Source organism: Dyella sp. CR10 (assembly GCF_055814425.1).
In genome coordinates, this window is sequence record NZ_CP185986.1 from 1,335,596 (window position 1) to 1,359,890 (window position 24,295).

Consider the following 24,295-nt stretch of genomic DNA (forward strand, 5'->3'; position numbering starts at 1 on the left):
ACAGGGGACACTAAGGATGTGGTGGCTGGATGCATTCACGACCTATCTCTATGTCTTGAGCGTGGTCGTCGCTGTCATCGCCGTGCTGATGCTGATCAGCGGGCTGGATGATCTTTTCATCGATGTCGTCTACTGGGTGCGCCGCGTGTGGAAGGCGCTGGTGGTCTATCGCCGCCACGAGCGCACCTACTATCACGAGCTGTATCGTCCTGCCGAGAAGCCGCTGGCGATCATGGTGCCGGCCTGGCACGAGACCGGCGTGATCGGGCACATGGCGGAGCTGGCGGCCAGCACGCTGGACTACGAGAACTACCACATCTTCGTCGGCACCTATCCGAACGATCCGGATACGCAGCGCGACGTGGACGAGGTGTGCGCGCGCTTTCCCAACGTGCATAAAGTGGTGTGCGCGCGGCCGGGGCCGACCAGCAAGGCCGACTGCCTCAACAACGTGCTGGACGCCATCATGCAGTTCGAGCGGCGCGCGCGGGTGAGCTTCGAAGGCTTCATCCTGCACGATGCCGAGGACGTGGTATGTCAGATGGAACTGCGCCTGTTCAATTTCCTGGTGGGGCGCAAGGACCTGATCCAGATCCCGGTGTATCCGTTCGAGCGGCAGTGGAACAACTTCACCAGCCTGCATTACCTGGACGAATTCGCCGAACTGCATGGCAAGGACGTGCCGGTGCGCGAAGCGCTGGCGGGGCAGGTGCCAAGCGCCGGCGTCGGCACCTGCTTCAGCCGCCGCGCGGTGCAGGCGTTGATCGAGGAAGGCAACGGCATCGCCTTCGACGTGCAGAGCCTTACCGAGGATTACGACATCGGCCTGCGCCTGAAGGCGCGCGGGATGCAAGAGATCTTCGTGCGCTTCCCGGTGCTGCGCTACCGCCGGCACGAGCGGCGCCAGCCGTTCGGGCAGAGCCGGCGCGAGTCCAACGTGATCTGCGTGCGCGAGTATTTCCCGGATCGCCTGTCTACCGCGGTACGGCAGAAATCGCGCTGGATCATCGGCATCGTCTACCAGGGCTACCGCACCCATGGCTGGAAGTGGCGTCACGGGCTGGTGCTGAATTATTTCCTGTGGCGCGACCGCAAGGGTGCGATCGCCAATTTCGTCAGCTTCGGCGCCATGCTGGTGCTGCTGCAGCTGGGCGGCATCTGGCTGGTGCAGCAGCTGTGGCCGGGCGCCCCGCGCTTCATCTCCATCTTCGAGGGCCAGCCGTGGCTGGATACGGTACTGGCGGCCAACGCGACGCTGATGGTCAACCGCATCTTTCAGCGCATCGTGTTCGTTTCAGGCTACTACGGCGTGAAGCAGGGATTGCTGGCGATCCCGCGGCTGCTGTGGAGCAACCTGGTCAACTTCCTGGCCAACTGGCGCGCGATCAAGCAGATCGTGCAGACCGGCGATCCGCGCCGCGTGGCCTGGGACAAGACCACGCACGATTTTCCCAGCCTTGGCGGCGACAACCGCGCCAAGCGTTCGCTGGAAGAGCTGTTGGTGATCCAGGGGGCGATCTCCGAAGCGCGCCTGCATGAGGCCAGCGCGCATCCCGTGGAAGGTCTGCAGCTGGGCAGCGCGCTGATCCACAAGGGCCTGATCACGCCCGAGCAGCTGGCGCGTCCGGTCGCCGAGCAGAGCGGCGTAGCCTGCGAAGCGGTAGATGCCGAGGCGTTGCCGCGCGAACTGATCGACGCCGTCCCGGCGCGGGTGGCGCTGCACTACGCCGTGCTGCCGTTGCGCGTGGACGGCGGCACGCTGGTGCTGGCCAGCGAGGCGTACGTGGATCCAGTGTCACTGGCGGCGATCGCGCGCAAGCTTGACCGGCCGGTGCGCTACGTCATCGCCCACAAAGGCCAGGTCACGGTCGGGTTGCGCCGCTGGTATGCGCAGGCCAACGGGCACGAGCACGATCCGCGCAGCCTGCTCGACGCCGCCGCGCGCAGCGGCCGCATCGACACCGAGCGCGCGCGAGCGTTGTGGGAAAGCTATGTATCCCGGCAGGTGATGCTGGGCGAGATCCTGGTGGCGCAGGGGCACCTGGACGAAGTGGCATTCAAGGCATTGCTGTTGAGCCATGCGCGCAGCGGGCAGCCGCTGGGCGCTTTCCTGGTGGCGCAGGGCGTCATCGGGCAGGACACGCTCGACCGCCTGCTGTCCCTGCAATCGGCGCTGCAGCCGAGCATCGCGGCGCTCCTGGAGAAGGAGGCCGCCCCGCCGGTGCAGCTGGTCAAGCAGTGGACGGAGCGCGTGGCATGAAACGCCCTTGGCCGACTCGTTGCGCGGCCGCGCTGTTCGCGATGGCGCCGGCCTTGCCGTTGTGCGCGGCAGGCCAGCAGCCCGACAGCGCCAGCCGTTACCAGCAGTTCCTGTTGTATCCCCACCGGCAGGCCGGCTTCGCGGCGCTGCGCGCCGGCGACGAGCGCACCGCGCTGACCGAGTTCGCGCGCGCCCGCGAGCTGGCGCCCAGGAGCATCGATACGGCGCTGGACCTGGCCGAGGCCTATCGACATTTCGGCCATGCGGACAAGGCGCGCGCGGTGCTCGACGAGCAGCGTCGCTACACGCCGGACGACCCGCGCCTGCGCGCGCCGCCGGCGGCGCAGGCGGCCGTGGACTGCAAGGTCGACAATCGCCCGGTATGTCGTGCCCAGCGCGGCTTCGACGCACTCCAGGCGGGCGAGCTTGGCAAGGCGCAGCGCGAGCTCGACGCCGCCGATTTCGCGCGCGCGCCGGAGGGCCTGGCGTTGCGGCGCGCGTTGATTCAGCGGGCCATTTTCCTGCACGACCTGCCGCGCGCCGACGCGCAGCTGGCCGCGCTGGACGCGCAGGGGCAGCTGGGTGCCGACGAGCGCGCGCAATGGTTCAATCTACTGCTGATGGAAGGCAAGGCGATCGATGCGCGCGATCTGCAGGCGCGTGGAGGCCTGGGCACGCCGGCGCAGGAGCTGGCGGTAGCGCTGGGGTTGTCCGCGGCCGGCGAACACAAGGCGCTGGCCGACTATCTGGCGGTACATCAGCCAGCGTTCGAGGAGGAAAAGGACGAGCGGCAGTGGGTCAACCTGCTGGCGCAGGTGGGCCGGGCCCGTCCGGAGCTGCTGGATCTCTACGAGGCGCGCTTTCCGGCCAACGGCACCTGGCAGGCGCGCTCGGCCTTGCCGCTGGCGATGGCACGGCACGACGATGCCGCCGCGCAGCGCCTGCTCGCGCGCCTGCCCAAAGATGGCTACCGCGAGGAACGTTTCTCCCTCGCGCTGGCACAAGGGCGTTACAGCGAAGCGCGGCAGCAGGCCGAGGCCTTGGTGGCGCAGCCGGACGGGCATCGGCTGCTCGATCCGCTGAGCTACCGCCTGATGAATGCCGGCGCGGCCGGCGAAGCGCAGCGGCTGCTGCTGGCCTCGTATCCGTTCGGCGGCAATCCTAAGGCCGGTGCGCTGTTCGCGCGGCTCGCCGTGCTCGCGTCGAAGCAGGCGGCGGCGTTCTCCGCCGACGATCGTGCACGCCTGGCACGTCCGCTGGAGAACGTGCCCTTGCGCATCGCGCAGGTACCGATCCTGGCCGCCCTGCGCGACTGTGACGGCATCCGCCAGGTGATGTCCGATCTCTCGCCCGACTATCCGGCCGAACTGTGGCGCCAGCTGGGCGACTGCTACGGCAGCGACCGTCCAGGCTTGGCCGAATACGCCTATGCCGAGGCCAACAAGCGCAAGCCCGATCCGGACACCACGCGCGCGCTGGCTTACCAGGCCTATGGCGCACGCGATTACGCCACGGCGTTGCAGGCCTGGCGTGCGGTGCCGGCGGGTCACATGAAGCCCGACGATCTGCTTGCCGCCGCCACCACCGCGCTCGGCGCGAACGAAGCTGCGCCCGCCCGCGCCTGGCTGGACAGTTATGCGGAGCAGGGCGGCCGGCAGGACCATGCCTACTGGTGGTTGCGCGCGCAGGCCGACGAACCGCGCGACCCGGTGTTGGCGCGTACCGATCTGGAAAGCGCCATCGCCCAGCATCCGGACCCGCGCTATTACGCGAAGCTGGCGGCGCTGCAGACGCAGGCCGGTGAATCGAAGCAGGCGCTGGTCTCGTTGCAGCGCGCGGCGGTGCTCGCACCCGACGATGACAAGCTGGCCGCGCAGCTGGGCTACGCCTATCTGCAGGACGGCTCGCCGCAGCTGGCCGTGACGCAGTTCGAGCGGGCGCACCAGGCCAATCCGGAAGATCCCAAGCTCACCTGGCAGCTGCTCTACGTGCACCAGCAGCTGGGCGACAGCGCGCAGGCGCGCGACTACGCCGCGCAGGCGATCGATCAGCTCGATATGACAGGCACCGGCACGGACGGGGCCGTGCAGGACAGCAAGGGAATCGGCGGCAGCGCGCAGGAGGAAAGTCAGCAGCGCTTCGCCTTGCGCCGCCTGCACGAGGATCTGGGACGCAAATGGCGCTTCAACGCCGACCTGACGATCGGCGACACGGTGTCCTCGGCGGCCAACGCGGCCAACCCCGGCCAGTCGTACCGCAGCTACTTCCAGATGGAAGGGCAGTACCGTTTCGACCCGCCCTGGGCCGGTGCCGACATGAACACGCTGGCGGCGTACGCGCGCGTGTTCGCCGGCAGCGGCGCCGGCGGCGCGGTGTGGCCGGTCCATGGCTGGATGCTGGGCGTGGGCGTGCACTGGAAGCCGCTGACCACGCAGAACATCGTGCTGTCGGCCGAACAGCAGACGCCGGTGTCCGGCAGCCGCTTCACGCGCAACGACACCATGTTGCGCGCCGCCGGCTCGTGGTCATTCAGTCCGCGCCTCAACGACGACTGGCATGCGGGAGGGAGCGGCTGGTGGTCGCAGAATTTCTACGTGGACGTGGCGCGTTATCTGCGCGCCAAACAGACGGTGTTCACCACCGATTATCAGCTGGGCTGGCACCGCAAGCTGGCCGAAGGGCAGTCGATCGAACCTTACGTGCGGGTGCAGTTCACCGGCATCGACCGCAACCACGGCAGTTTCCAGCGCGACGGACGTGTCGGCCTGGGCGTGCAGTGGAATCTGTGGTTCGGCGAAACGCATTACGACGCGTATCCGCATCGCGTCAGCGTGGCGGTGGAAGGGCAGCACGCCTTCACCAGCTATCTGCGCGAGAAGAATGCGTTGTTCCTGATCGTGAGGACCGCGTGGTGAGGCGCGGGCTCGCATGGTGGCTGGCCATCGCGCTGCTGCTGGCGCCATGGCTGGTCAACGCCGCCACGGCGATCTTCTATCAGCCGCAGTTGCGCGACCGCGAGGTGCCGGCCGCGCAGTGGCCAGGGGTATTCGCGCAGGTGCGCGGACGCGGCTTCGACACCCTGGTGGTCCAATGGACGCAGTACGGCGATGCCTTCGGCGATGCGGCCGGGCATGCATGGCTGCTGCAGCGGGTTCGCGAAGCGCATGCCGCCGGGTTGCGCATCGTGTTGGGGCTGCGCAGCGATCCGGCGTTCTTCCAGCGCCAGGAAGTGCAAGTGGCGGCGCTGGACGACTATCTGCGTACGTTGGCCCGCCAGGATGCCGAGGTGGCGCGGCGCTGGGCGGGGGATCTGGGCGAAGGCGCGATCGCCGGCTGGTACCTGCCGATGGAGATCGATGACCGCCGCTGGCGCGAGCCGGAGGCGCGCGAGGCGCTGCGGGATTATCTGGCGCAGGAACGGAGGCAACTGGACCGCATCGCGGCGCGGCCGGTGTATGTGACCTCGTTCTTCGCCGGGCATATGGCGCCGCCGGCGTATGCGCAACTGCTGGCCGAGGTGCGCGGCAGCGGGGTGCGTGCATGGGTGCAGGATGGCGCGGGAACCGGGCGCCTGAGTCGCGGCGAGATGGCGGTATACCTGGCGGCGGCCGCTTCGTGCGAAGGAAAGGGCGCCGCCGGCGTGGTGTACGAGGTGTTCCACCAGACCGGTAGCGATGCCGCGTTCAAAGCCGAACCGCTCGGCGGCGGCGAGATGGATGCGGCACTGGCGCAGCGGGCGCCGTGCGGGAGCGATACGGCCTTCTTCGAGTTGAGGTACTTGCCGGAGATGGCGTTGCTGCGGCAGAGGTAGGTTGGAGTGAGCCGCAGGCGAACCCCAACGTGCGCTGCGCATGGTGACGCGGCGTCCGTTGGGGTTCGCTGCGCTCACCCCAACCTACGTTCGGCCTTTGGCCTTTACTGCGGCACCTTCAGCGGCGCGATGGTCTGGTACAGCGTGGTCCAGTACGTCTTGGTGTAAGGCACCATCTGCTCGGCGTAGTTCCACCAGAAAAAGCCGCCGATGAAGCGCGGATCGTTGAAGGTGTTCACCATCGGGTAGTAGGTCTTGATCAGGCCGGTCTGCACGCTGGTCGGCGCGCTCAGGCTCGAGGTGCCGATCTCGCCGAAGCCCACCTTGGCGTTCGGGAAGATACCCTCCAGCGCGGTGAAGTCGGCGGACCACGACGGCGACAGGCCGGGGCAGTCCTGGTAGGGGTAGTAGCTGAAGAGCGCGTAGTCGGTGCTCTGGCGCACGGACAGCGGCAGGAACGTGGTCGGCCACGTCTTCCAGTAGTCCACCGGCTTCTCCCAGCAATTGTTGCCCTTGCTGTCGTCGTTGTAATACAGCGTCACGGCGGTCTTGCCGCCCACGCCCTTCACGATCTGGCTGGCCGCGGCGACCATCTGGCCGATCTGCGTTTCTTCCGCGTTGACCACCGTGCTGCTGCCGCTGGGATCCTGGCGCAGCCACTCGCCATTGATCTCGTTGGCGATCTCCCACACGTCGACGAGGCCGTTGAGGCCGTACACCAGCTCCTTGGTGCGCGCGGTGTAGGTGTTGATATCGGTCGGGAAGTAATACGAGTCCATGATCTCGCCCATCACATAGGCGACGCTGTGTAGCTTGACCAGGGCGGGGTAGTACTGCGCGGCGGTGGTACCGGGATCGAACACGACGCGTACCGTCGGGCGGTACGGCAGCTTGCTGAGCGAGGTGACGATGGCGTTGATGTTGGAGACGTCGTCCAGCGTCACGCCGTAGATCGGGGCCTTGATGGTGGTGGCGGCCTGGGCGTGAGCGCTGGAGGACAGCGGGGCTGCGCCGGCGTAGAGCGCGAGCGCGGCGGCGAGTGAAGTGAGGAAAGTCTTGGTGGCTTTGGCGATGGTCATCGAGTTCTGTTCGCTTGCGTGGGCGTCCCTTACCCGGAAGTGCCGCGGCGACAGGGAGCCGCGGCGATACGGCGGCCGCCCCCAGAAAGTCGGCGCGGCCGGGCTTAGGTCGTGCTTCCGCGCACTGGTGCAGTTCTTCCGTACAACGGAACCCCTGACCCCGAAAGCACGAAGCGCGGGGCGCAAATTCAGGGTGCCGCTGGGAGTGCCGGCGAAAACGGCGAAGCCGCCTGGAGCGAGGCGCGGGCCGGACGATGTCCTTCACGCGCGGCTCCGCCCGTCCTTGAGAGCGGGCCGGACCGTAACACCCGGGAAACAACGCACCGGGCTTCGCTGGCGGCGGTGAGTCTAGTCAATCGTCGTTCCGATGGATGAAGTTTTGGTTAGGACGGCCCTGATGGATCGAGATAAGGCGTTCGAGACGCGCACGTGGCTGTCGCGGGACTGACGTGGTGCCGCCAGATGCGCGGTTTTTCAGCGGCTTGCGCTGACGGGTCGCCAACAGGTGTATCAGCTCTGAGACACGCGAATCGTTCATGTTACGTCGCAACGCCACCGGGCGTCGCCGCGATCGGGTGTGATGGCTTGCGCGCACGCAGGCCGTTCTGCGAAGCGGTATTTCATCGGAAGACGAAGCTGCGCCATGCGCGCAGCGCGCCCATGGCGGGTGTGCACGCCCCCTGGCGCAGCGCACGATGACAGCGACGCGCTTGCTTCGACTTTTCCCCTTTCCTCCGGACAGCCGCGAGGACCGCTTCGGCCTGTTCGATGAAATGTTTCGGCCCTTGCCGGCGCTGCACGCAATGAAAGCGTTCCTCGACCATCCGCAACCCTGACTGGCGTGGCTTCGCAGAAAAAACGCAACGCGTGTTGCCGGAAATCACAATCGCCGCTTGTCGAAGATGGCGCTTTGGGCGGAGGGGATGGCATGGCGCGACGGACATGGGCGATGGTGTGGGCTTGCTGCGTCGGGTGGGGCATGGCCATGGGCGCAGGCGCCGCGCCTGCCGAGGCGGGAACGGCGCAGGTGACGATCCAGGTGGATCGGCCGGGGGCGATCATCCACCGCGAGATCTACGGCCAGTTCGCCGAGCAGCTGGGGCGTGGCATCGATGAGGGGCTGTGGGTGGGCGAGCACTCGCCGATCCCCAACGTGCATGGCTTCCGCAAGGACGTGATCGACGCGCTCAAGGCGATCCGCGTGCCGGTGATCCGCTGGCCCGGCGGCTGTTATGCCGACGAATACCGCTGGCGCGACGGCGTCGGTCCGCGCGAGCGACGTCCGGTGCGGCCGAACTATTCCTGGGGCGGCGAAGAGCGCAACGCCGTCGGCACGCATGAGTTCATGGACTTTACCGAGGTCGTCGGTGCGCAGGCCTATCTGGCCGCCAACATGGGCACCGGCTCGCCGCGCGAGATGAGCGACTGGCTGGAATACCTCGCCGGGGACGGCCAGACCACCCTGGCGCGCGAGCGCCGCGCCAACGGGCGGGACAAGCCGTGGCGGGTGGCCTATCTGGGCATCGGCAACGAAAGCTGGGGCTGCGGCGGCCACATGCGCGGCGCCTATTACGCGGACCAGTACCGCCAGTACGCCACCTTCGCGCGCCTGCCCGGCGGGCAGACGCTGACCCGGGTGGCCAGCGGCGCCAATGCCGACGACTACGCCTGGACCGAAGCGGTGCTGGCCGGCGCGGCGGAGCAGATCGACGCCTACGGCGTGCATTACTACACGCTGCCCACCGGCGACTGGAAGCACAAGGGCGCAGCAACCGGCTTCGACGAAAAGGCGTGGATCGCGACGCTGAAGGCCGCGTTGCACATGGACGAACTGGTCACGCGCCACAGCGCGATCATGGACAAATACGATCCGGCCAAGCGCATCGCGCTGGCGGTGGACGAGTGGGGCACCTGGTACGACACCGAGCCGGGCGCTTCCGCGCTGTACCAGCAGAACAGCCTGCGTGACGCGCTGGTGGCCGCGGTGACGCTGGACATCTTCCACGCCCATGCCGATCGCGTGCGCATGGCCAACATCGCGCAGATGGTCAACGTGCTGCAGGCGATGATCCTGACCGACAAGGCACGCATGGTGCTGACGCCGACGTATCACGTGTTCGACCTGTACCAGGTGTTCCAGGACGCCACCGCGCTGCCGGCGGCGGTGCGTGCCGGCGACTACGTCTACGGCGGCATGCGCATTCCGGGCCTGTATGCCACGGCGGCGCGCGGCAAGGATGGCGCGGTGCATGTCGCGCTGGTCAATCCCGATCCGGCAAAAAGCCTGCGCGTGGCGCTCGCCTTCAGCGGCTTCAAGGCCGCCAAGGTGCGCGGGCGCGTGCTCACCGCGCCGGCGATCGACACGATCAATACGTTCGAGCACCCCGATACGGTGAAGCCGGCGGCATTCGATGGCGCGAAGACGGAGGCTGACGGCGGCGTCACGGTCGCCATGCCGGCCAAGGCCGTGGTCGTGCTGGAGCTGCGCTGAGGCTCAGCCGGGCAGGGCGGGAAACACGATCGCGATACCGAAGCCGCGGCCATCGAGACCGGCACCGGTCTCGATGGCCGCACCGTGTGATTGCGCGATGCGCGCCACCAGCGACAGGCCGATCCCGCTGCCGCGCTCGTTGCTGCCGGGGATGCGGAAAAAACGGTCGAAAATGCGTGGGCGGTCTTCCGCCGGTACGCCGGGGCCGTTGTCGTGCACCTCCAGTCGCACGTCGGTGCCATCGTGCCGGCAGTGCACGGCGACGCGGCCGCCGGGCGGCGTATAACGCAAGGCATTGTCGATCAGGTTGCCGATCAGGATGCCTAGCTCGTCGACGTCGCCCGCGATCGGGCTGGTGGAGGTATCCAGCGCGATGGTCTGGCCCTTGGTGGTGGCGACGGTCTCGAACTCGCGCGTGATCACCGCGACCAGATCGGCCAGTTCCACCGGGTCGCGTTCGCCGGCCTGGCGATCGGCGTCGAGCCGCGCCGAATCCAGCAGCTGCTGCGATAGCCGCGCGCTGCGCTCTACGCCTTTGACCAATTGCTGCAGCGGCGCCTTGGCTTCTTCCAGGCTGCGCGAGCGCTGCGCCACTTGCGCGTGGGTGAGCAGGGCGGCCAGCGGCGTGCGCAGTTCGTGCGCGGCTTCGGCGAGGAACTGGCGCTCGTTGCGCATCGCCCGATCGAGCCGGGCCAGCAGACGGTTGAAGGACTCGACCAGCGGCTGGACTTCGTTGGGCAGGTCGTCGTCGGGCAGGGGCTTGAGGTCCAGCGTATCGCGCGTGGTGATGGCCTTCTGGATGCGCGTGATCGGACGCAGCGACCAATAAAGCACCCGCTGGATCGCCACGGCGAGCACCAGCAGGAGCAGCGCGGTGGTCAGCAAACCGATGCGTACGCCCTTGCGCAGGTCCGCCGCGAGATCGGCGGTGGGCTTGCCGACCTGCACCTGCACTTCGCCGCGCGCATCGGTGATGGCGTAGATGCGCCATTCCTCGCCGTCGATGCGGCGGGTGACGAAGCCGTCCTCGAAATCCGGCCGCAACGGCGTGCGGAACCGATCGAGCGAATGCACGACCAGGTGCCGGCGGTCCTTGACCCAGACCTGGAAGATCAGGCGACCGAGTTTGCCGTGCCGGTCCGGCGGCGGCGCCGCACTGTCCGGGAGGCGCAGGTTGGCGTTGCCGTCCAGCACCCGGATATCGGCCGGCATGGAAACCAGGATCTCGCGTCCGATGTCATTGAGGCCGCTGTCCCACAGGCCCGTGCGCTCGCGCGAGTAGCGCACGCCAAGGCAGGTGAGTGTGACGCTCCACGCGATCACGAAGATCGTCAGCATCACGACGAACAGGCGCCGTCGCAGCGAGCGTATCTTCAGACGCATCAGATGCATCAGCGTTCTTCGCCCAGGCGATAGCCATAGCCGTGCACGGTGGCGATCACGTCCTCGCCGAGCTTGCGGCGCAGCTGATGCACATACACGGCGATGGTATTGCTCTCGATCGAACCCTGGCCGCCGTAGACGAGCTCCTCGAGCAGGTCGCGCGCGACCGCGCGGCCTTGCCGCTCCATCAGGGCCAGCAGCGTGCGGTATTCGTGCGCGGCCAGCCGCACGGGCTCGCCGTCGCGGGTGACGCTGCGCCGCGCCGGATCCAGCATGATGCCTTTCCAGCTCAGCACGGGGGAAACGCGCCCTTCGCTGCGCCGGATCACCGCGCGCAGCCGCGCCAGCAGCTCATCGATCTGGAAGGGCTTGACCAGGTAATCGTCCGCGCCGGCGTCGAGGCCGCGGATGCGGTCGCCCAGCTGGTCGCGCGCGGTGATGATCAGCGCCGGCGTCGTGTCGTAGCGCTCGCGCATCGCGCGCAGCACGTCCAGGCCGGAGCCATGCGGCAGGCCCAGGTCGAGCAGGGCGGCGGCATAGCCGTGGTCGGTGAGCGCAATACGCGCTGCCGCCGCGTCGTGCGCGCAGTCCACGCGCCAGCCGTCCTGGCGCAGCGCCGCGGCGATGGCGTCGGCCAGCATGCGGTCGTCTTCGACGAGCAGGATGTTGGGCAAGAGTTTCCCCGGGATTCAAAACCGTGTCGCAAGTCATGCAGGGTAGGCATCCGGCTTTAAAGAATTCTTAAATCCGGACGGCCAGACTGCCAGACATCCGGCCCGTCCGCCCGTGCGCCGCCACCCCATGGACGGACAGCACAGGGCCGGACCCTCCCCTGCAAGAGACGATGCCATGAGCGCCGATACCAGCCGCCTGTCCGTCGATGTGCCGCATGACGACACCGTCGCGACCGAATCCGCGCCGCCACGCCGCGCCATGCGCCTGAGCGTCAACGGCCACGCGCATGCGATCCAGGCCGACCCCGATGCATCGCTGCTGCGCGTCCTGCGCCAGGAGCTTGGGCTGACCGGCACCGCTTTCGCCTGCACGCATGGGCGCTGCAGCGGCTGCACGGTGCATATCGACGATCGCCCCACCCGCGCCTGCCGCGTGCCGGTGCACGTGGTGCAGGGCGCGCAGGTCGTCACCATCGAAGGCCTCGCCGCGCGCGAAGGCCTGGCGCCGGACCAATTGCATGCGGTGCAGCGCGCGTGGCTCGAATGCGGCGTGCCGCCATGCCCTTGCCAGGCCGGCATGATCATGGCCGCCGCGGCCCTGCTGATGGACAACCCTGACCCGAGCCAGGCCGAGATCGAGGCAGCGGTGTACCTCGACTGCGGCTGTGGCGTGCGGCCTCATGCCCTGCGTGCGATCCGCTCGCTCGCCGAGCGCATGCGCACATGGTGATGAGTCATCGTCGAACGGCCTCCCTTTCCCCACCCCTGGAGTTCCCCATGCATGTTCATGCGCGCCGCGGTCTCCGCGCGTTGTCGTTGGTCGTTTTCCTGTCCGGCAGCGGTGCCGCTTTCGCGGCGGACGACGGCTGGCGCGTGATCGTCGGCGCTGGCGGGCTGGACCTGCCGCGCTATCCGGGCAGCGCCGAGCGACGCAGCCAGCTCGTGCCCATGCTCAGCGCGAGCTATGGCCGCTTCTTCCTCGGCGGCGCGCCGGGCTCGGGTTCGCCGGCGGGCCTTGGCATGAATTTCCATCAGGATCAGCAATGGCGCGCGGGCATCTCCTTTGCCTACGACTTCGTCCAACCGCGCAAGGAATCGGACGACCGGCGACATCTGCGCGGCCTCGGCGATATCGACCGCACCGTGCGCGCCACGCTGTTCGGCAGCTACACCATCGACTGGTTCACGCTGCGCGGCAACGTCTCCACGGATATCGGCGGCAAGGACCAGGGCACGACTGCCTCGCTGGACCTGGAAGGCAAATACCGCTGGAACGACCGGCTGAGTTTCGTGGCAGGCCCCGGCGTGGCGTGGTCCGACGGCAAGCACAACCGTACCTTCTACGGCGTGGACGACGTGCAGGCGCTGCGCTCCGGTTATGCGGCGTACCGCCCAGGTGCGGGCATCGAATCACTGCGCTTCTCGCTGGGCGTCGACTACCGCATCGGCGAGCGCTGGACGCTCGGAGCGCGCGCCATCGCGGCGCGCCTGCAAGGCGATGCGGCGGACAGTCCGATCGTGGAAAAGCGCATGCAGAACACCTACGTGGCGTACGCGTACTATCGCTTCTGAAGCGTCGGCGTCACGCGAAAGGGTAGCGTTCGCGGGAGAAAGTCCGGGCGCGCCGCTCGTCGATGCCGACGTTGCGGCGCCGCCGTTCAATGTGTCGTGTCGCGCGCTTCCGCCAGCGCCTTGCGTGCCGCATCGGCTTGTGCGGGCAGGTGCAGTTTCTCGGCGAGCGCCAGGGCTTCGCTGCGTCGACGCCGGGCGTCTTCGGCATGGCCGAGTTTCTGGTCGAGCTCGGCGACTTGCAGCATGGAGTAGGGCACGTAGACCTGAAAGCCGATGCGCTGGCGGATCGCCAGGCTGTCGGCGGCGAAGCGGTGCGCGCCGGCCAGATCGCCCTCGAGTTCGGCGACTTCGGCCAGATGGCGCAGGTCGTACGACAGCTCCAGATCGCAACGATGGCCTTCGGCCAGTTGTCGCGCCTGGCGCAGGCCCGGCGCCGAGTCGGCGACGCGATCTTGCATCTGGAACATCAAGGCGGCGAAGAACAGCGCGTCGGCGCGGCGGCAGGGATCGGCAAGTGCCAGGGCAGTCTGGTCGAAAGCGGCCTGCAGCGGCTTGAGGTCGCCGAGCGACGCACCGGTGAGGCGCTTGAAATACTCCGACACGGTGGCGGCGAATTGGATGCGTGCCTTCAGGTCGGCATCGGCGTCGTCGGACTTGGCCAGCGCGGCCAGCGCCGCCAGCGTGGCGTCTTCCTGTGCATCGGGCAGGCCTGAGAGGCGGGCGATTTGCTGCACGCGGACCTGCTGGAGCAGCAGGTCGGCTTTCGCATGCGGCGCCGGATCGCCCTGCAAGGCCTTGCGCAGCGGCGACTGCGCGGCGACGAAATCGCCGGCATACATCGCGCGCTCGGCTTGTGCGATGGCGTTCGAGGTGGACGGCGCGGCGACGGCTGCGGTGGCGAAGGCGCAGACGAAGAAGAGTATGGGGCGCATGCGGTGACCCTTGACCAGGAAGGGACGTGGATGGATCGGCCGAACGTACGGCGAGCGGCGCCGGCGCGCATGCGCCGGACGGCGGGGGGCGCAGCGGCCGGCGGCGTCAGCGCCCGGGCCGCTTGAACGCCTTGCGCGCCTTCTCCACCTTGGCGCGGATCGAGCACGTTTCCACGTGGTCGTCGACCAGGCCCATCGCCTGCATGAAGGCATACATCGTCGTCGGTCCGACGAACTTCCAGCCTTGCTTCTTCAGGGCCTTCGACAAGGCTTCCGATTCCGCCGACGTCGCGACGGGTTGTGCCGGTGCCGGCCTGCCGCGCTCCGCCTCGTAGCGCCACAGATAGGCGGCCAGCGAACCTTCGCTGTCCGCCAGCTCGACCGCGTGTCGCGCGTTGTTGATCACCGCTTCGATCTTGCCGCGGTGGCGGATGATGCCTTCGTTCTTCAGCAGCCGCTGCACGTCGCGTTCGGTGAAACGCGCGACGCGGTGGTAGTCGAAGCCATGGAACGCTGCGCGGAAGTTCTCGCGCTTGGTCAGGATCGTCCGCCAGCTCAGGCCGGACTGGAAACCCTCGAGGCTGAGCTTCTCGAACAGGCGGAAATCGTCGTCGACCGGGAAGCCCCATTCGGTGTCGTGGTAATGCATGAAATCCGGCGCCGCCGCGCTCCAGCGGCAGCGCGGCTTGCCGTCGGGACCGGCGATGGTGTCGCTCATGGAGAAGCTTCCTTGGCGAGGCAGTGCCGGCGATCGTAATTCACGCCGGCCGCTTGCGGACCAGGCACTGTTCGATCATCGGCTTGCCCCAATGCTCGCCGGGCGCTTCCGACGTGAGGTGGAAGCCGGCTTGTTCGTACAGGTGTCGCGCCGCATCGAGACCTTTCACCGTCCGCAGGCGGATTTCGTCAAAACCCTGTTCGTCGCAGAAGCGCAGAGCTGCCTCGAGCAGGCGTCGGCCGACGCCGCGCCCCTGCATGCGCGCATCGACGATGAAGGTGCGCAGATGAGCGATGCCCGGGCCCATGCTTTCGCCGTCGATGGCAACCGAACCGACCAGCGTATCGCCGAGCATGGCGCGCCAGATCTGGTTGACAGGCCGATCCAGGCGCGCGGTGACATCGGCCACGGCCGCCGCCACGCGGCTTTCGAAGACCTGCCCGAACCCGACCGCCGGTGCGTAGTACGCCATGTGCAGGGATGCCACGCCGCCGATCACGCCCGGTGCGTAACCCGTTTCGATGCGGACATCTTCCTGAGCTGGCGCGTCGCCGCGGCGGTGGGCACGCAGCGCACCCGCGTAGGCGTCGAGGCTGGTGCATACCGTATCGAGTTCATCCGGCGCGAGATGCGCGGTGGCCGCCGTGACCTGGCGGCGCGCGAACGCGTCGATGCCGGCAAGCGTGCGACGGCCTTTCTCGGTCAGCACCAGCGGCTTGGCGCGCGCATCGCCGTCGCTGTCGAGCACGGCGATCTCGCCGGCGGCGGTGAGTTTGGCGAGCAGGCGGCTGATGCTGGATTTGTCCAGGCCTAGCACGTCGACCAGCTCGGCGGCGGTCAAGGTGCCGCGCCGGCCCAGCTCGACGATGGCGTGCACGGCGGAAGCCGAATAGGCGGTGCCGGCCAGGGTGGGGCGCAGGAAGCCCCATTCGCGTGCCATCTGGCGCGAGGCGGCGCGGATGCGGTCGATGGGATCGGTCATGGCGGGGCTCCGATGTCGATATGGTTGCACTATACAACCATGTTTCGTCGAGATGCCATGCTCTTCAAATACCTGGGTAATACATTGATTCTTTAAGATATTACCCGTGTGTATTCAGCCGACGACGGTGCTTGAGTCCATCAGAATTCCATTTGACCCGGTATATATTGAACCACTCAAATCATCCGGGTATATTGCCGCCGACCTGAACAAGCCATGCCGTGAGGATCCCCCCATGTCGTCCCCCATTCCCCACCTGGAGCCGACCCAGGCCGCCGGCCGCGATTTCGTGATGCGCGGGCTCGACGGTCCGGTCTACATGCTCAATCTGCTGCGTTTGCGCGAGGTCGCCGATTACTCGGCGACGCCGGAACTGACGCCGCCTGCACCGATCAGCGGTGCCGAAGCCTTCCGCCGCTACATCAGGCACACCTTGCCGTACCTGCGCGAGTCGGGTGGCGAGGTGGTCTTTCTCGGCACGGGCGGCCCCTGGCTGATCGGTCCGGCGCAGGAGCGCTGGAACATGGCCATGCTGGTGCGGCAGAGCAGCGCCGCCGCTTTTCTCGCCTTCGCCGCGCACGAGGCGTATCTGGCCGGTCTCGGTCATCGCACGGCGGCGCTGGAAGATTCGCGCCTGCTGCCGCTGACCGATCTGCCCATGACGACCGTGGAGCAAGCACGATGAGCGCGCCGCTGAACACGGCCCGCCCCATTCGCCTGCTCGAGCGCCATTGGGCCTGGCTCGAGGCGCAACCGTCCGGTCCGGACGCGAGCCTGCGTCGCCTGGTGGAGCAGGCCAGCCGCGATGCCGACGGCCGCTATCGCCGCGCTGCCGCGAAAGAGGCCTGCTACTTCTACATGCGCGACGCCGCGGGCGATCGTCCGCATTTCGAGGACGCGGCGCGCGCCTTGTTCGCCGACGACGCGCAAGCGCTGCACCGCTGCATCGCGACCTGGCCGGACAGTGTCCGCGCGCGCATCGCCGCGCTGCTGGCCGACGCGCCATGAAGGATCGCACCCGGCGCAAGGCGCTGATCGATGCCTACAAGCTGGCCTTCCCGCCGATGGGCATCTACCGCATCCACAATCTCGAGAGCGGCCGCGCGCTCATCGGCCAGAGCGCCAACACCACCGCAGCGCTCAATCGCCACCGCGCCGAACTGCGGCTGGGCGTGCATCGCATCGGTGATTTGCAGGAGGACTGGCACCGGCTGGGAGAAGCCGGCTTCACCTTCGACGTGCTGCAGGCGTTGGAGGAACGCACCGACCCGGCGTTCGATTATGCGGCCGAGCTGGCGAGGCTGCTGATGGCGTGGCACGAACGGGTTCCGCCGGGATCGAAGGACTCTTATCTGTAGTGGCTACGGCCCGCCGAGCGGTTCGGCGATCCCGCGCGCCGCGCGGGCGATCACGCCCCATTCGGGCAGCATGCGATCGGTCATGAGGATACCGTCGAGGTGGTCGACTTCGTGCTGGACGAGCTCCGCGATGTCCTCGGGGACTTGCTCCATGCGGAAGGGGCGCATGCGTTCGTCGACGGCCTGCAAGGTGACCGAGCGATGGCGGCGTACGCGTACGGCGATCTCGGGCAGGCACATGCAGTCGTCCCACACCTCGTAAAGCGCCTCGCTGCGCCACGTGATCGCGGGATTCAGCACGAAGCGAGGGCCGTCGCCGAGATCGAGCGCGATGATGCGCAGATTCACGCCCAGTTGCGGCATGGCGATCGCGCGTCCCCAGCCGTGCCCGGAGCGGAAAGACGCCAGCGCCGCGGCCAGATCCGTGAGATGACGGGACAGCTCGCGTTCGTCGCCGGTCACCGGCATGCTGACCCGGCGCAGGCGCGGATCGCCCAGGGGAAGGATGTCGGCCATGCGTGGACCTCGCAGATCGGAACAAGCCGGTGAGACTACGCGACGATGGCGCGGCCCGACCGCATCTTGGCGGGGCGCGACGCGGGCCGGCCGCATGTACGCAGCCGAATATGCGCGGAATTTACGCGCGAACGGCCGCGCTTGGTGGAGCCTTTATCCGCGTCGTCGGCAAGATGGATGCCTGTCCCATCTGCCAAGGCGCCATCGAACATGACCATCCTGATCGTGCAAGGCCCGCATGCCGAAGGGCACGCCGTCGGCGGCGAGTTCGTCGCCGCGCTGCAACGCGCGGTGCAGGCGGCAGGGCACTCGCTGGCCGTGTGCGAGTGCGGCGGCGTGCAAGAGCTGGTGAGCCATATCCGCGCGTTGCGCCATGGCGACGCCGAGTTCGTGGTGCTGGATCCGGGCGAGCTGGCCGACTCGCTGCGCGCGCAGTCCGATACGGGCCTGGATGAAGCGCTGGACGGCCTTCCTTCGCCCTATATCGACATCCACGACGACAGCGGTGCGGCGCTGGCGCCGCCGGGAGCCGCGCGTCACGCGCCGGTGGCGACGATCGTGATCAATGGCGATCTCTCCACCAGTTATCGCATCGCCATGGGCATCGCGCTGCGCCAGCTCGCGGCCTGAAGGCGGCATGGAATGTGATGCGCGTCGCGGTTGTGTCATATCCGTATGCGAGGCTTCGCGCTCCGCAAGGGCAAGTACGTAAGAAGAAGAGGATGGCGATGCCCATCGAACTCGACCACACCGATATCGATGTGCTGCGCCGGATCCAGACCGGCCAGCTGAAGCTGGTGGAGGCCAGGCAGGCGGTCCGGCTCATGTTGATGGGCTATCTCGCGCCGCTCGAAGAAGGTTGCGCCGCGCTGGCACCGGCACAGACGGTGCGCCAGGGCCGCATGCAGCCGCTGCGCATCACCTACGGCGGCATCCGCCTGCTGGCGCGCGCACGTCGCGACGAAATCCCTGCTGCTCAGGGCGAGCGCAAGCTGGGCTGAGCCATGCCGGCATCACCCCAGCCTGCGTGTCGACGTATCGGTCATGGGGTATGCGCGCGTGCCGCCGCGCGCTCGAGCGCTGGCAACACGGTTTCCAGCGGGCACAGGCCCGTGGCAGCCGGTGCGCAGCCGGCGGGCGTGAGGGCCTGCGTCGCCGGCGGCGCCGTGGCGTCGAGCGGCTGCAGTTCGCGCAGCTGGTCCAGGCTTTGTGCCTGGTAGAACACACGCACGTAGCGGCGCGTCGTCGCCGGATCTCGCCATAGCTCGATGCCGAGCGCGCCGCCGATCGGCGGATCGTCCGGCGCATAACCGGCTAGCTGGAAGTGCAGCCCCAGTACCGCGGCGAGCGCGACGATGTTGTTGTCGCTGCCGACCAGCACGTTGAGGCGCGGTGCATGTTCGCCGCGCAGCACGGCGAGGACCCGGCCGCTCATGCCCGAGGCGACACGCTCGGCCATGTAGGCGGGGCGCGCGTGGATATCGAACAGCAGCGCGTGCAACTGCGACAGCTGTTCGCGCCGCTTCGCATCGGTGCGGCCCCAGCCGACGTCCGGCAGGGGGCGCCCCTCGGCGTAGGCCATCAGGATCGCTTCGGCCGTACCCGACGTGGTGGCGATGGGGCCGGTCAGGCGCATCCCGCCGGTATCCGGCGCAAGCTCCAGGCTGCCGTGCCACTGGCGGGGTGAGCACCATGAGGGATCGTTCGCCGTGCCGCAGCCCATCACCTGCATCATCGTGGCGAGTGCGTCGGCGTGCGGCGCGGTCAAGGCATCCGGCCCGCCCGTGGCGTGCTGGATCGAAGCGACCGCATCGGCCGCGTTCCATGCGGTGGTCTTCGCCTCGATCGGATGGAACAACGGATCGTCGCTGCCTTGGGGCAGATGGCCCACGGCGACGTGGCATCCAGGCGCGAAGCCGGTGGCCAGCTCCCTGGCGCTGTCGATGGTGCGCTGATCGGTGTTGGCCCAGAACCACAGCTGTCCCGTCGGCGGGCAGCCGTGCCCGGCGAACAGGCCCAGCGCGGCGAGGCGTTGTCGATCGTAGGCGCCCATCAGCCGGACTCCGGCGATGCCATGCGGGGTCAGCTGGCTGGGCGCCTGCGCCCAGGTGGGCCACGGCTTGCCGCTGGCTTCGTCGAGCTGGATCTCACCGGGCAGCGGCGTGCGTACGCCGTGGCGATAGAGCAGGACGACGCGCTCCAGGCGCAGACCCTCGGTGCTGGCCGATGCCCTGGCCGACACCAGAGCCAGGCCCAGGCCAAGCAACAGCCACGCTGCGACGTGCGGCAGCCAGCGATAAGTCGAGATTCGAGTCGCCATGGTTTCGATTCCGTGGAAAAGCGCCACCGACGCGTGCCGGCGGCGCGACGTGCCATGCATCAGAAGCTGTAGCTGAGGTTGAGCATGTAGATGCGCCCGGTTTCCAGGTAGGCGCCGTCCGCGCCCGGATCGTAGGCGAGGTAACGACGCGACTTGCCCTGGGTCTCATGGAAGGTGCTGTTGTCGAGCAGGTTCTTCACCGCGAAACCGACCTCGAAGCCGTAGGGCAGGTGATAGCTGGCATTGAGGTTGAGCGTGCGCGTCGGCTGCAGGTAATAGTCCAGGCCGTTGCCGGTGAGGCCGAGCAATTGCAGACCGGTGTAGTTGTAGGTGAGGTCGGCACGCAGCGCGCCGTCGTCGTAGAACAGGTCGACGTTGTACATGCGCTGCGGCGCGCGCGGCAGCCAGGTCTTGCGGCCGTCGTGGTCGGGGCGCTGGCTGTCGGCGGAGCTGTGCTGCAGGGTGAGGTTGGCGCCCGCGCCGACATGGCTCCACACGCCGGGCAGTTCGGTGAACTGGCGGCGGCCGGCCAGTTCCAGGCCGTACAGGCGTGCGGTGCCGCCATTCTCCGGCATCGTCACGGGAACGCCATCGGTGATGACCGTGCCGGTGGGCACGTTGCCGCCCAGCGTGCTGTCATTGCCGGTCGTCGACTGCGAGGTATAGATGAAGTTCTTGATGCGCTTGTAGTAGGCGGCGGCGCTGAGCACGCCGCCCTGGGCATCGTAGAACTCGGCGGAGAAGTCCAGATTGTCCGCGGTGCTGGGCTTGAGGTCGGGGTTGGGCCTGGAGATGCCCAGTACCTGGCCGGTGATGTCATCGATCGAATAGGTCGTCTGGCCGGAGATCAGGCCGAAGGCCGGACGGCTGAAGCTGCGGCGCAGCGAGGTGCGGTACACGCTCAGTTCGTCCGGGCGGTAATTGAGGCTGATGCCCGGAAGAAACTCGCCATAGCTGCGGCTCATGCCGACGAAGCGGCCCGTCGCATCGTCGCCATTGGATTGCCACGCGTCGGCCGAGTAGTGCGTGCGCTCGTAACGCAGCCCCGGCAGCACGCTCAGCGCGCCGAAGCGCAGCGTGGTCATGAAGTACGCCGCGTAGATGTTCTCTCGGCTCGAAGTGGTGTTGGCGTTGTAGTCGTTGGCAGTGTAGTTGCCCGCGCCGTCGGGATCGTTGACGTACTTGTAGGGCACGGCCTGCGCGAGGACCCAGTGGCGGTCGATCAGCTTGAACGGGCCGGCGTAGCGACCGTCGAAGGCACCGGTGAGCACCTTGCCCGGCAGCGCGCCGAGCGTGGGGCCGCCTGGCGCGTAGTACGGATAGTTCGGGCCGCCGAAATACGGGCCGCCATAGATGAAATTGTTGTCGTCGTGGAAGAACGGGTGATCGTAGGCGTCGCGCTTGGAGGTATCGCCGGCCACGCCGAACTTCACGCTTTCGACGGGGCCATCCTCGAAGCGATAGGTCGCGTCGGCGTGCGCGTTGATACGCGTGTCCTTGCTGCCGGCATCATGGCCTTGCACCTTCCAGAAGCGGTTGGAGTCGAGGCTGTAGAAGTAGTTCTTCAGCGCGGTCGTGCTGCCGGCGATGCTCGGCCAGGTGGGGTCGCTCAGGTCGAACGCGAACTGGCCGGCCGGCACCGGACCGTAGAGGCTGGCCTCCACATAGTTGGGCCGCTTGCGCGTGCCGTAGCCGTAGGACGTGCCGTAGTCGATGTCCCAGCCGTCGACCACGCTGCTGCCGCCCAGTTGCAGCGCGGCCGTCTTCTCGCGCAGGTCGCGCGTGTTGAAGTAGCCGCCGCGCTGGGCAGTGGCCGCCGAAGGATTGCGCGCGGACGCCTGATTTTGCTCGCCCGTGACGCTGTACACGCCGTAGATCGCGCGCGCATACAGCGATGTGGTCTCGCCGTGCCAGTCCAGCGAGGCATTGGCGCCGTAGCGCTTAATCTGGTTGGTGTAGATGCTGTACTTGTACTGCGAACTCTGCAGCGGGCCGGCGTTGCTCAGGTCATCCGCCTTCGCCTGCGCCGGGTCGACCGGCTTGTAGGACGCGTTCGGCGCCACGGCTTCGGCGGCGTTGCGGTTCTTACCGTAATAAGCCGCTACATACAGGCCCAGGGATTGCGCCGGACCGAACCGGCGCGCGAACTCCTGCTGCACGGTTCCGCCTTTGTTGGATACGCCAAGGTCGGAGGCTAGGCTGTTCATCTGCCCCTGCACGGTGGTGCGCGCATAACCGTCCTTGGCGAAGTCGAAGGCGGTGGGCGTGCGCATGTCGATGCTGCCGCCGATCGAGTCGCCGGGCAGATCCGGCGTCGGCGCCTTGGACACTTTCACCGACTGGATGCCGAACGGCGCGAGCATGTTCAGCGAAATGGCGCGCGTGGAAGCATCGGTCTCCGGCAGCGCGAAGCCGTTGAGGGTATAGGCGTTGTAGCTGGAATCGAGACCGCGGATCGTCACGTACTCGTTCTCGCCGGTGGCCGCCTGACCCAGATGCATGTCGCTGTAGGCAGACAGCCCGGGCAGGCGCGCGACGACGTCGGCAATGTTCGCCGACGGTATGGCGTTCATCTCCTGCTTGCTCATCACGGTGTTGACGCTGATCGAGAGTCGCTGTTCGTCGACGGTACCGATCTGCGGCATGGAGTCGGCGCTGACGCTCACGGCGGAGAGCGTCTTGGGGTTTTTCTCGGCATCGTCGTCGGCAGCATGGCCGATGGGGCTGAGACCGAGGCCGAGCAGGATCGAAGCGGCGAGCAGATGAGGACGATGGAAGGAGCGCATGGGGATGGGCTTGCAGTGGGGGAGGTGGGGCGGCGACCGGCTTGCGCGAGCAAGCCGTCGCCATGCCGCGCCTTGGCGCAGCGGGGGCGGTCAGGCTGGACGCGGCGCGCTTCGCGTGTGCGGCCGGTCAGGGTGAGAGATCGGCCTCGGCGCAGCGCAGTCCGGCGAATTGCGGATTGCAGCGCGCACGCTGGTGACCCGGGAAACTCACGACGTAGCCGGTCGCGGCGGGCTCGCCATCGGGGTAATCGGTACTGAGGATCTGTGCGCCGCTGGCCAGCATGGCGTCGCGGCGTGTGGTGTCGTTGCCCAGCGCTTCCTTGAGGTCGGCATCGGTGCGAGTGCGCACCAGATAGCCTTGCCTGACCAGGTCGGCGATGCGATCGGCGGGACCGTCGTTGAGTTCGGTGAAGGCGGCGTCGGCGTCACCCGGCGCGGCATTGGTGAACAGCACGCGGCCGCGCAGCGAGGGATGGCCTTGCAGATAAGCCGGGCCGACGTGGCGCTGGTCGAGCAGGAAGATGATCTTCCCGCGCGCACTGTCCAGTGCGGGCCAGCCCTGGGCACGGATGGCCGCGTTGAGGGTGGGGAAATGGCCGCGTACGTCGTCGGGCGCAAGGTAGTCCTTGCGTGCGAACACCGAGCGGATTTCTGCGTCCAGTGCGTCCAATGCCTTGGTGTCGAACGGCTCCGGCTGCACCGTGGGGAACGACAGCTGCAGCGGCGACTCTTCGGTTTCCAGCAGCACGAACAGCGGCAGATGGCGCGGATGCGCCTGCGACCACGCGCGCACTTCCCGCAAGCAAGCCACCAGCGGCTGGCAGACGGCGCGCTGGTCCAGGTCGTGGATGTGCATCACCTTGAAGCCCGGGCGGCGCATCACGTCGGGATCGGCGAACGGCGGATCCGCCGGCAAGCCGGCCTTCGCCACCTGTTCCACGATGGCCGGGTGCGCATAGCGGCCACCTTTGGCGTCGGCGTAGATGTCCAGTTCGATCTGGCGCACGCCGTCGTCGAGCTGCCTGGTCAGCGGCGGATGCGTGTAATCGATCTTGGCGAACAGCGCGGGGTCGACCTGTTTCCACACGGCCTTTTCGCCGGGAGCGAGGCCGGCGTGGTAGCTGTTGTGGCTGCCGATGTACTGCAACTGGTTGAGGCGCAGCGGTGCGGATTCCATGGCGAGCGACGGCAGCGAGGCCAGCGTGAGCAGCACGGCGCGGACGTGCGTGGCGAGCGCGATCGCATCCAGCTGGCGGTGCTGACGGGCAGGGGATTCCCGCGACTCGGACGAAGGGCGCATATCGGACATGGCGATGCTCGTGAGCGGAGGGATCGGCCGCGCCGGGGGCACGGCATCACACAAGGATGGTTTGGATCGATCCAAGTAACGGAATTCTAAGGGCGCGGTTTTTG

22 protein-coding genes are annotated in these 24,295 nt (G+C 67.7%); 11 read left to right on the top strand and 11 right to left on the bottom strand.

Translation table 11 applies throughout. The features are described 5' to 3' along the window. The first annotated feature begins 16 nt into the window (after positions 1 to 16). Genes ACNR9O_RS06150 through ACNR9O_RS06160 form a run of 3 tightly spaced genes read left to right on the top strand, consistent with a single transcriptional unit; the run spans position 17 to position 6,071 of the window. A complete protein-coding gene (locus ACNR9O_RS06150; RefSeq protein ID WP_473682140.1) occupies positions 17 to 2,260 on the top strand; it encodes a glycosyl transferase family protein in 2,244 nt (747 codons plus the stop codon). Then, a complete protein-coding gene (locus tag ACNR9O_RS06155; protein ID WP_473682139.1) occupies positions 2,257 to 5,175 on the top strand; it encodes an NfrA family protein in 2,919 nt (972 codons plus the stop codon). The genes ACNR9O_RS06150 and ACNR9O_RS06155 overlap by 4 nt, the downstream gene beginning before the upstream one ends. After that, on the top strand, positions 5,172 to 6,071 hold the full coding sequence (locus tag ACNR9O_RS06160; protein WP_473682138.1) for a DUF4434 domain-containing protein: 900 nt from the start codon (positions 5,172 to 5,174) through the stop codon (positions 6,069 to 6,071). The genes ACNR9O_RS06155 and ACNR9O_RS06160 overlap by 4 nt, the downstream gene beginning before the upstream one ends. Positions 6,072 to 6,175: 104 nt before the next feature. Here ACNR9O_RS06160 and ACNR9O_RS06165 read toward each other — a convergent pair whose 3' ends face one another. Together ACNR9O_RS06165 and ACNR9O_RS06170 are read right to left on the bottom strand one after the other, a co-directional pair. After that, positions 6,176 to 7,150: a hypothetical protein gene (locus ACNR9O_RS06165; protein ID WP_473682137.1), complete on the bottom strand. Its 975-nt coding sequence runs from the start codon at positions 7,148 to 7,150 to the stop codon at positions 6,176 to 6,178. Between the two features lie 620 nt (positions 7,151 to 7,770). After that, complete coding sequence (locus ACNR9O_RS06170) at positions 7,771 to 7,974, bottom strand: hypothetical protein (RefSeq protein ID WP_473682136.1); 204 nt, start codon at positions 7,972 to 7,974, stop codon at positions 7,771 to 7,773. 104 nt (positions 7,975 to 8,078) lie between these two features. On the opposite strand from ACNR9O_RS06170, the gene ACNR9O_RS06175 reads away from it, so the two are divergent. Continuing rightward, entirely contained in the window at positions 8,079 to 9,641 is a 1,563-nt protein-coding gene (locus tag ACNR9O_RS06175; RefSeq protein ID WP_473682135.1) for an alpha-N-arabinofuranosidase, read from the top strand. Between the two features lie 3 nt (positions 9,642 to 9,644). On the opposite strand, the gene ACNR9O_RS06180 is transcribed toward ACNR9O_RS06175, so the two are convergent. After that, on the bottom strand, positions 9,645 to 11,024 hold the full coding sequence (locus ACNR9O_RS06180) for an ATP-binding protein (protein WP_473682134.1): 1,380 nt from the start codon (positions 11,022 to 11,024) through the stop codon (positions 9,645 to 9,647). Between the two features lie 8 nt (positions 11,025 to 11,032). After that, positions 11,033 to 11,698 carry a response regulator transcription factor gene (locus ACNR9O_RS06185; protein WP_473682133.1) on the bottom strand — a complete coding sequence of 222 codons (666 nt, stop codon included), beginning with the start codon at positions 11,696 to 11,698 and terminating at the stop codon, positions 11,033 to 11,035. A gap of 175 nt (positions 11,699 to 11,873) precedes the next feature. On the opposite strand from ACNR9O_RS06185, the gene ACNR9O_RS06190 reads away from it, so the two are divergent. Both ACNR9O_RS06190 and ACNR9O_RS06195 read left to right on the top strand, forming a co-directional pair. After that, on the top strand, positions 11,874 to 12,428 hold the full coding sequence (locus tag ACNR9O_RS06190; RefSeq protein WP_473682132.1) for a (2Fe-2S)-binding protein: 555 nt from the start codon (positions 11,874 to 11,876) through the stop codon (positions 12,426 to 12,428). A 47-nt stretch (positions 12,429 to 12,475) separates the two neighbouring features. Continuing rightward, positions 12,476 to 13,270, top strand: a complete 795-nt coding sequence (locus ACNR9O_RS06195) for a MipA/OmpV family protein (RefSeq protein WP_473682131.1) — start codon at positions 12,476 to 12,478, stop codon at positions 13,268 to 13,270. Between the two features lie 86 nt (positions 13,271 to 13,356). Here the strand turns inward: ACNR9O_RS06195 and ACNR9O_RS06200 are convergent, their stop codons facing one another. From ACNR9O_RS06200 to ACNR9O_RS06210, 3 genes are all read right to left on the bottom strand, one after another. Next, entirely contained in the window at positions 13,357 to 14,202 is an 846-nt protein-coding gene (locus ACNR9O_RS06200) for a hypothetical protein (protein ID WP_473682130.1), read from the bottom strand. A 106-nt stretch (positions 14,203 to 14,308) separates the two neighbouring features. Beyond that, positions 14,309 to 14,920: a DNA-3-methyladenine glycosylase I gene (locus tag ACNR9O_RS06205; protein ID WP_473682129.1), complete on the bottom strand. Its 612-nt coding sequence runs from the start codon at positions 14,918 to 14,920 to the stop codon at positions 14,309 to 14,311. A gap of 40 nt (positions 14,921 to 14,960) precedes the next feature. Further along, entirely contained in the window at positions 14,961 to 15,902 is a 942-nt protein-coding gene (locus tag ACNR9O_RS06210; RefSeq protein WP_473700712.1) for a bifunctional helix-turn-helix transcriptional regulator/GNAT family N-acetyltransferase, read from the bottom strand. Positions 15,903 to 16,137: 235 nt separating this feature from the next. On the opposite strand from ACNR9O_RS06210, the gene ACNR9O_RS06215 reads away from it, so the two are divergent. Genes ACNR9O_RS06215 through ACNR9O_RS06225 form a run of 3 tightly spaced genes read left to right on the top strand, consistent with a single transcriptional unit; the run spans position 16,138 to position 17,260 of the window. Beyond that, positions 16,138 to 16,587 (top strand): hypothetical protein, encoded by a 450-nt coding sequence (locus ACNR9O_RS06215; RefSeq protein WP_473682127.1) that lies wholly within the window; start codon positions 16,138 to 16,140, stop codon positions 16,585 to 16,587. Further along, positions 16,584 to 16,910, top strand: a complete 327-nt coding sequence (locus ACNR9O_RS06220; RefSeq protein WP_473682126.1) for a DUF2239 family protein — start codon at positions 16,584 to 16,586, stop codon at positions 16,908 to 16,910. The genes ACNR9O_RS06215 and ACNR9O_RS06220 overlap by 4 nt, the downstream gene beginning before the upstream one ends. Further along, positions 16,907 to 17,260 (top strand): GIY-YIG nuclease family protein, encoded by a 354-nt coding sequence (locus ACNR9O_RS06225; RefSeq protein ID WP_473682125.1) that lies wholly within the window; start codon positions 16,907 to 16,909, stop codon positions 17,258 to 17,260. The genes ACNR9O_RS06220 and ACNR9O_RS06225 overlap by 4 nt, the downstream gene beginning before the upstream one ends. Positions 17,261 to 17,263: 3 nt before the next feature. Here the strand turns inward: ACNR9O_RS06225 and ACNR9O_RS06230 are convergent, their stop codons facing one another. Further along, complete coding sequence (locus ACNR9O_RS06230; protein ID WP_473682124.1) at positions 17,264 to 17,776, bottom strand: peptide deformylase; 513 nt, start codon at positions 17,774 to 17,776, stop codon at positions 17,264 to 17,266. A 210-nt stretch (positions 17,777 to 17,986) separates the two neighbouring features. Here ACNR9O_RS06230 and ACNR9O_RS06235 point away from each other — a divergent pair, with 210 nt between their 5' ends. Together ACNR9O_RS06235 and ACNR9O_RS06240 are read left to right on the top strand one after the other, a co-directional pair. Further along, entirely contained in the window at positions 17,987 to 18,406 is a 420-nt protein-coding gene (locus tag ACNR9O_RS06235; RefSeq protein WP_473682123.1) for a hypothetical protein, read from the top strand. Positions 18,407 to 18,498: 92 nt separating this feature from the next. Further along, positions 18,499 to 18,777 carry a hypothetical protein gene (locus ACNR9O_RS06240; RefSeq protein WP_473682122.1) on the top strand — a complete coding sequence of 93 codons (279 nt, stop codon included), beginning with the start codon at positions 18,499 to 18,501 and terminating at the stop codon, positions 18,775 to 18,777. A gap of 41 nt (positions 18,778 to 18,818) precedes the next feature. Here the strand turns inward: ACNR9O_RS06240 and ACNR9O_RS06245 are convergent, their stop codons facing one another. From ACNR9O_RS06245 to ACNR9O_RS06255, 3 genes are all read right to left on the bottom strand, one after another. Then, positions 18,819 to 20,096, bottom strand: a complete 1,278-nt coding sequence (locus tag ACNR9O_RS06245) for a histidine-type phosphatase (protein ID WP_473682121.1) — start codon at positions 20,094 to 20,096, stop codon at positions 18,819 to 18,821. Positions 20,097 to 20,155: 59 nt separating this feature from the next. Then, the gene (locus ACNR9O_RS06250) at positions 20,156 to 22,882 is read right to left on the bottom strand and encodes a TonB-dependent receptor (RefSeq protein WP_473682120.1); all 2,727 of its coding nucleotides are present in this window, start codon (positions 22,880 to 22,882) and stop codon (positions 20,156 to 20,158) included. A 127-nt stretch (positions 22,883 to 23,009) separates the two neighbouring features. Next, the gene (locus ACNR9O_RS06255) at positions 23,010 to 24,059 is read right to left on the bottom strand and encodes a phosphatidylinositol-specific phospholipase C1-like protein (RefSeq protein ID WP_473700754.1); all 1,050 of its coding nucleotides are present in this window, start codon (positions 24,057 to 24,059) and stop codon (positions 23,010 to 23,012) included. Positions 24,060 to 24,295: the final 236 nt, after the last annotated feature.

Excerpts from the sequence above, each read along its gene's own strand:
- ACNR9O_RS06200 (WP_473682130.1), bottom strand. The coding sequence starts at position 14,202 with ATGCGCCCCATACTCTTCTTCGTCTGCGCCTTCGCCACCGCAGCCGTC.
- ACNR9O_RS06240 (WP_473682122.1), top strand. The coding sequence starts at position 18,499 with ATGGCGATGCCCATCGAACTCGACCACACCGATATCGATGTGCTGCGC.
- ACNR9O_RS06195 (WP_473682131.1), top strand. The coding sequence starts at position 12,476 with ATGCATGTTCATGCGCGCCGCGGTCTCCGCGCGTTGTCGTTGGTCGTT.
- ACNR9O_RS06235 (WP_473682123.1), top strand. The coding sequence starts at position 17,987 with ATGACCATCCTGATCGTGCAAGGCCCGCATGCCGAAGGGCACGCCGTC.
- ACNR9O_RS06210 (WP_473700712.1), bottom strand. The coding sequence starts at position 15,902 with ATGACCGATCCCATCGACCGCATCCGCGCCGCCTCGCGCCAGATGGCA.
- ACNR9O_RS06190 (WP_473682132.1), top strand. The coding sequence starts at position 11,874 with ATGAGCGCCGATACCAGCCGCCTGTCCGTCGATGTGCCGCATGACGAC.
- ACNR9O_RS06180 (WP_473682134.1), bottom strand. The coding sequence starts at position 11,024 with ATGCGTCTGAAGATACGCTCGCTGCGACGGCGCCTGTTCGTCGTGATG.
- ACNR9O_RS06170 (WP_473682136.1), bottom strand. The coding sequence starts at position 7,974 with ATGGTCGAGGAACGCTTTCATTGCGTGCAGCGCCGGCAAGGGCCGAAA.
- ACNR9O_RS06220 (WP_473682126.1), top strand. The coding sequence starts at position 16,584 with ATGAGCGCGCCGCTGAACACGGCCCGCCCCATTCGCCTGCTCGAGCGC.
- ACNR9O_RS06255 (WP_473700754.1), bottom strand. The coding sequence starts at position 24,059 with ATGGAATCCGCACCGCTGCGCCTCAACCAGTTGCAGTACATCGGCAGC.
- ACNR9O_RS06165 (WP_473682137.1), bottom strand. The coding sequence starts at position 7,150 with ATGACCATCGCCAAAGCCACCAAGACTTTCCTCACTTCACTCGCCGCC.
- ACNR9O_RS06225 (WP_473682125.1), top strand. The coding sequence starts at position 16,907 with ATGAAGGATCGCACCCGGCGCAAGGCGCTGATCGATGCCTACAAGCTG.
- ACNR9O_RS06175 (WP_473682135.1), top strand. The coding sequence starts at position 8,079 with ATGGCGCGACGGACATGGGCGATGGTGTGGGCTTGCTGCGTCGGGTGG.
- ACNR9O_RS06150 (WP_473682140.1), top strand. The coding sequence starts at position 17 with ATGTGGTGGCTGGATGCATTCACGACCTATCTCTATGTCTTGAGCGTG.
- ACNR9O_RS06155 (WP_473682139.1), top strand. The coding sequence starts at position 2,257 with ATGAAACGCCCTTGGCCGACTCGTTGCGCGGCCGCGCTGTTCGCGATG.
- ACNR9O_RS06205 (WP_473682129.1), bottom strand. The coding sequence starts at position 14,920 with ATGAGCGACACCATCGCCGGTCCCGACGGCAAGCCGCGCTGCCGCTGG.
- ACNR9O_RS06230 (WP_473682124.1), bottom strand. The coding sequence starts at position 17,776 with ATGGCCGACATCCTTCCCCTGGGCGATCCGCGCCTGCGCCGGGTCAGC.
- ACNR9O_RS06245 (WP_473682121.1), bottom strand. The coding sequence starts at position 20,096 with ATGGCGACTCGAATCTCGACTTATCGCTGGCTGCCGCACGTCGCAGCG.
- ACNR9O_RS06250 (WP_473682120.1), bottom strand. The coding sequence starts at position 22,882 with ATGCGCTCCTTCCATCGTCCTCATCTGCTCGCCGCTTCGATCCTGCTC.
- ACNR9O_RS06215 (WP_473682127.1), top strand. The coding sequence starts at position 16,138 with ATGTCGTCCCCCATTCCCCACCTGGAGCCGACCCAGGCCGCCGGCCGC.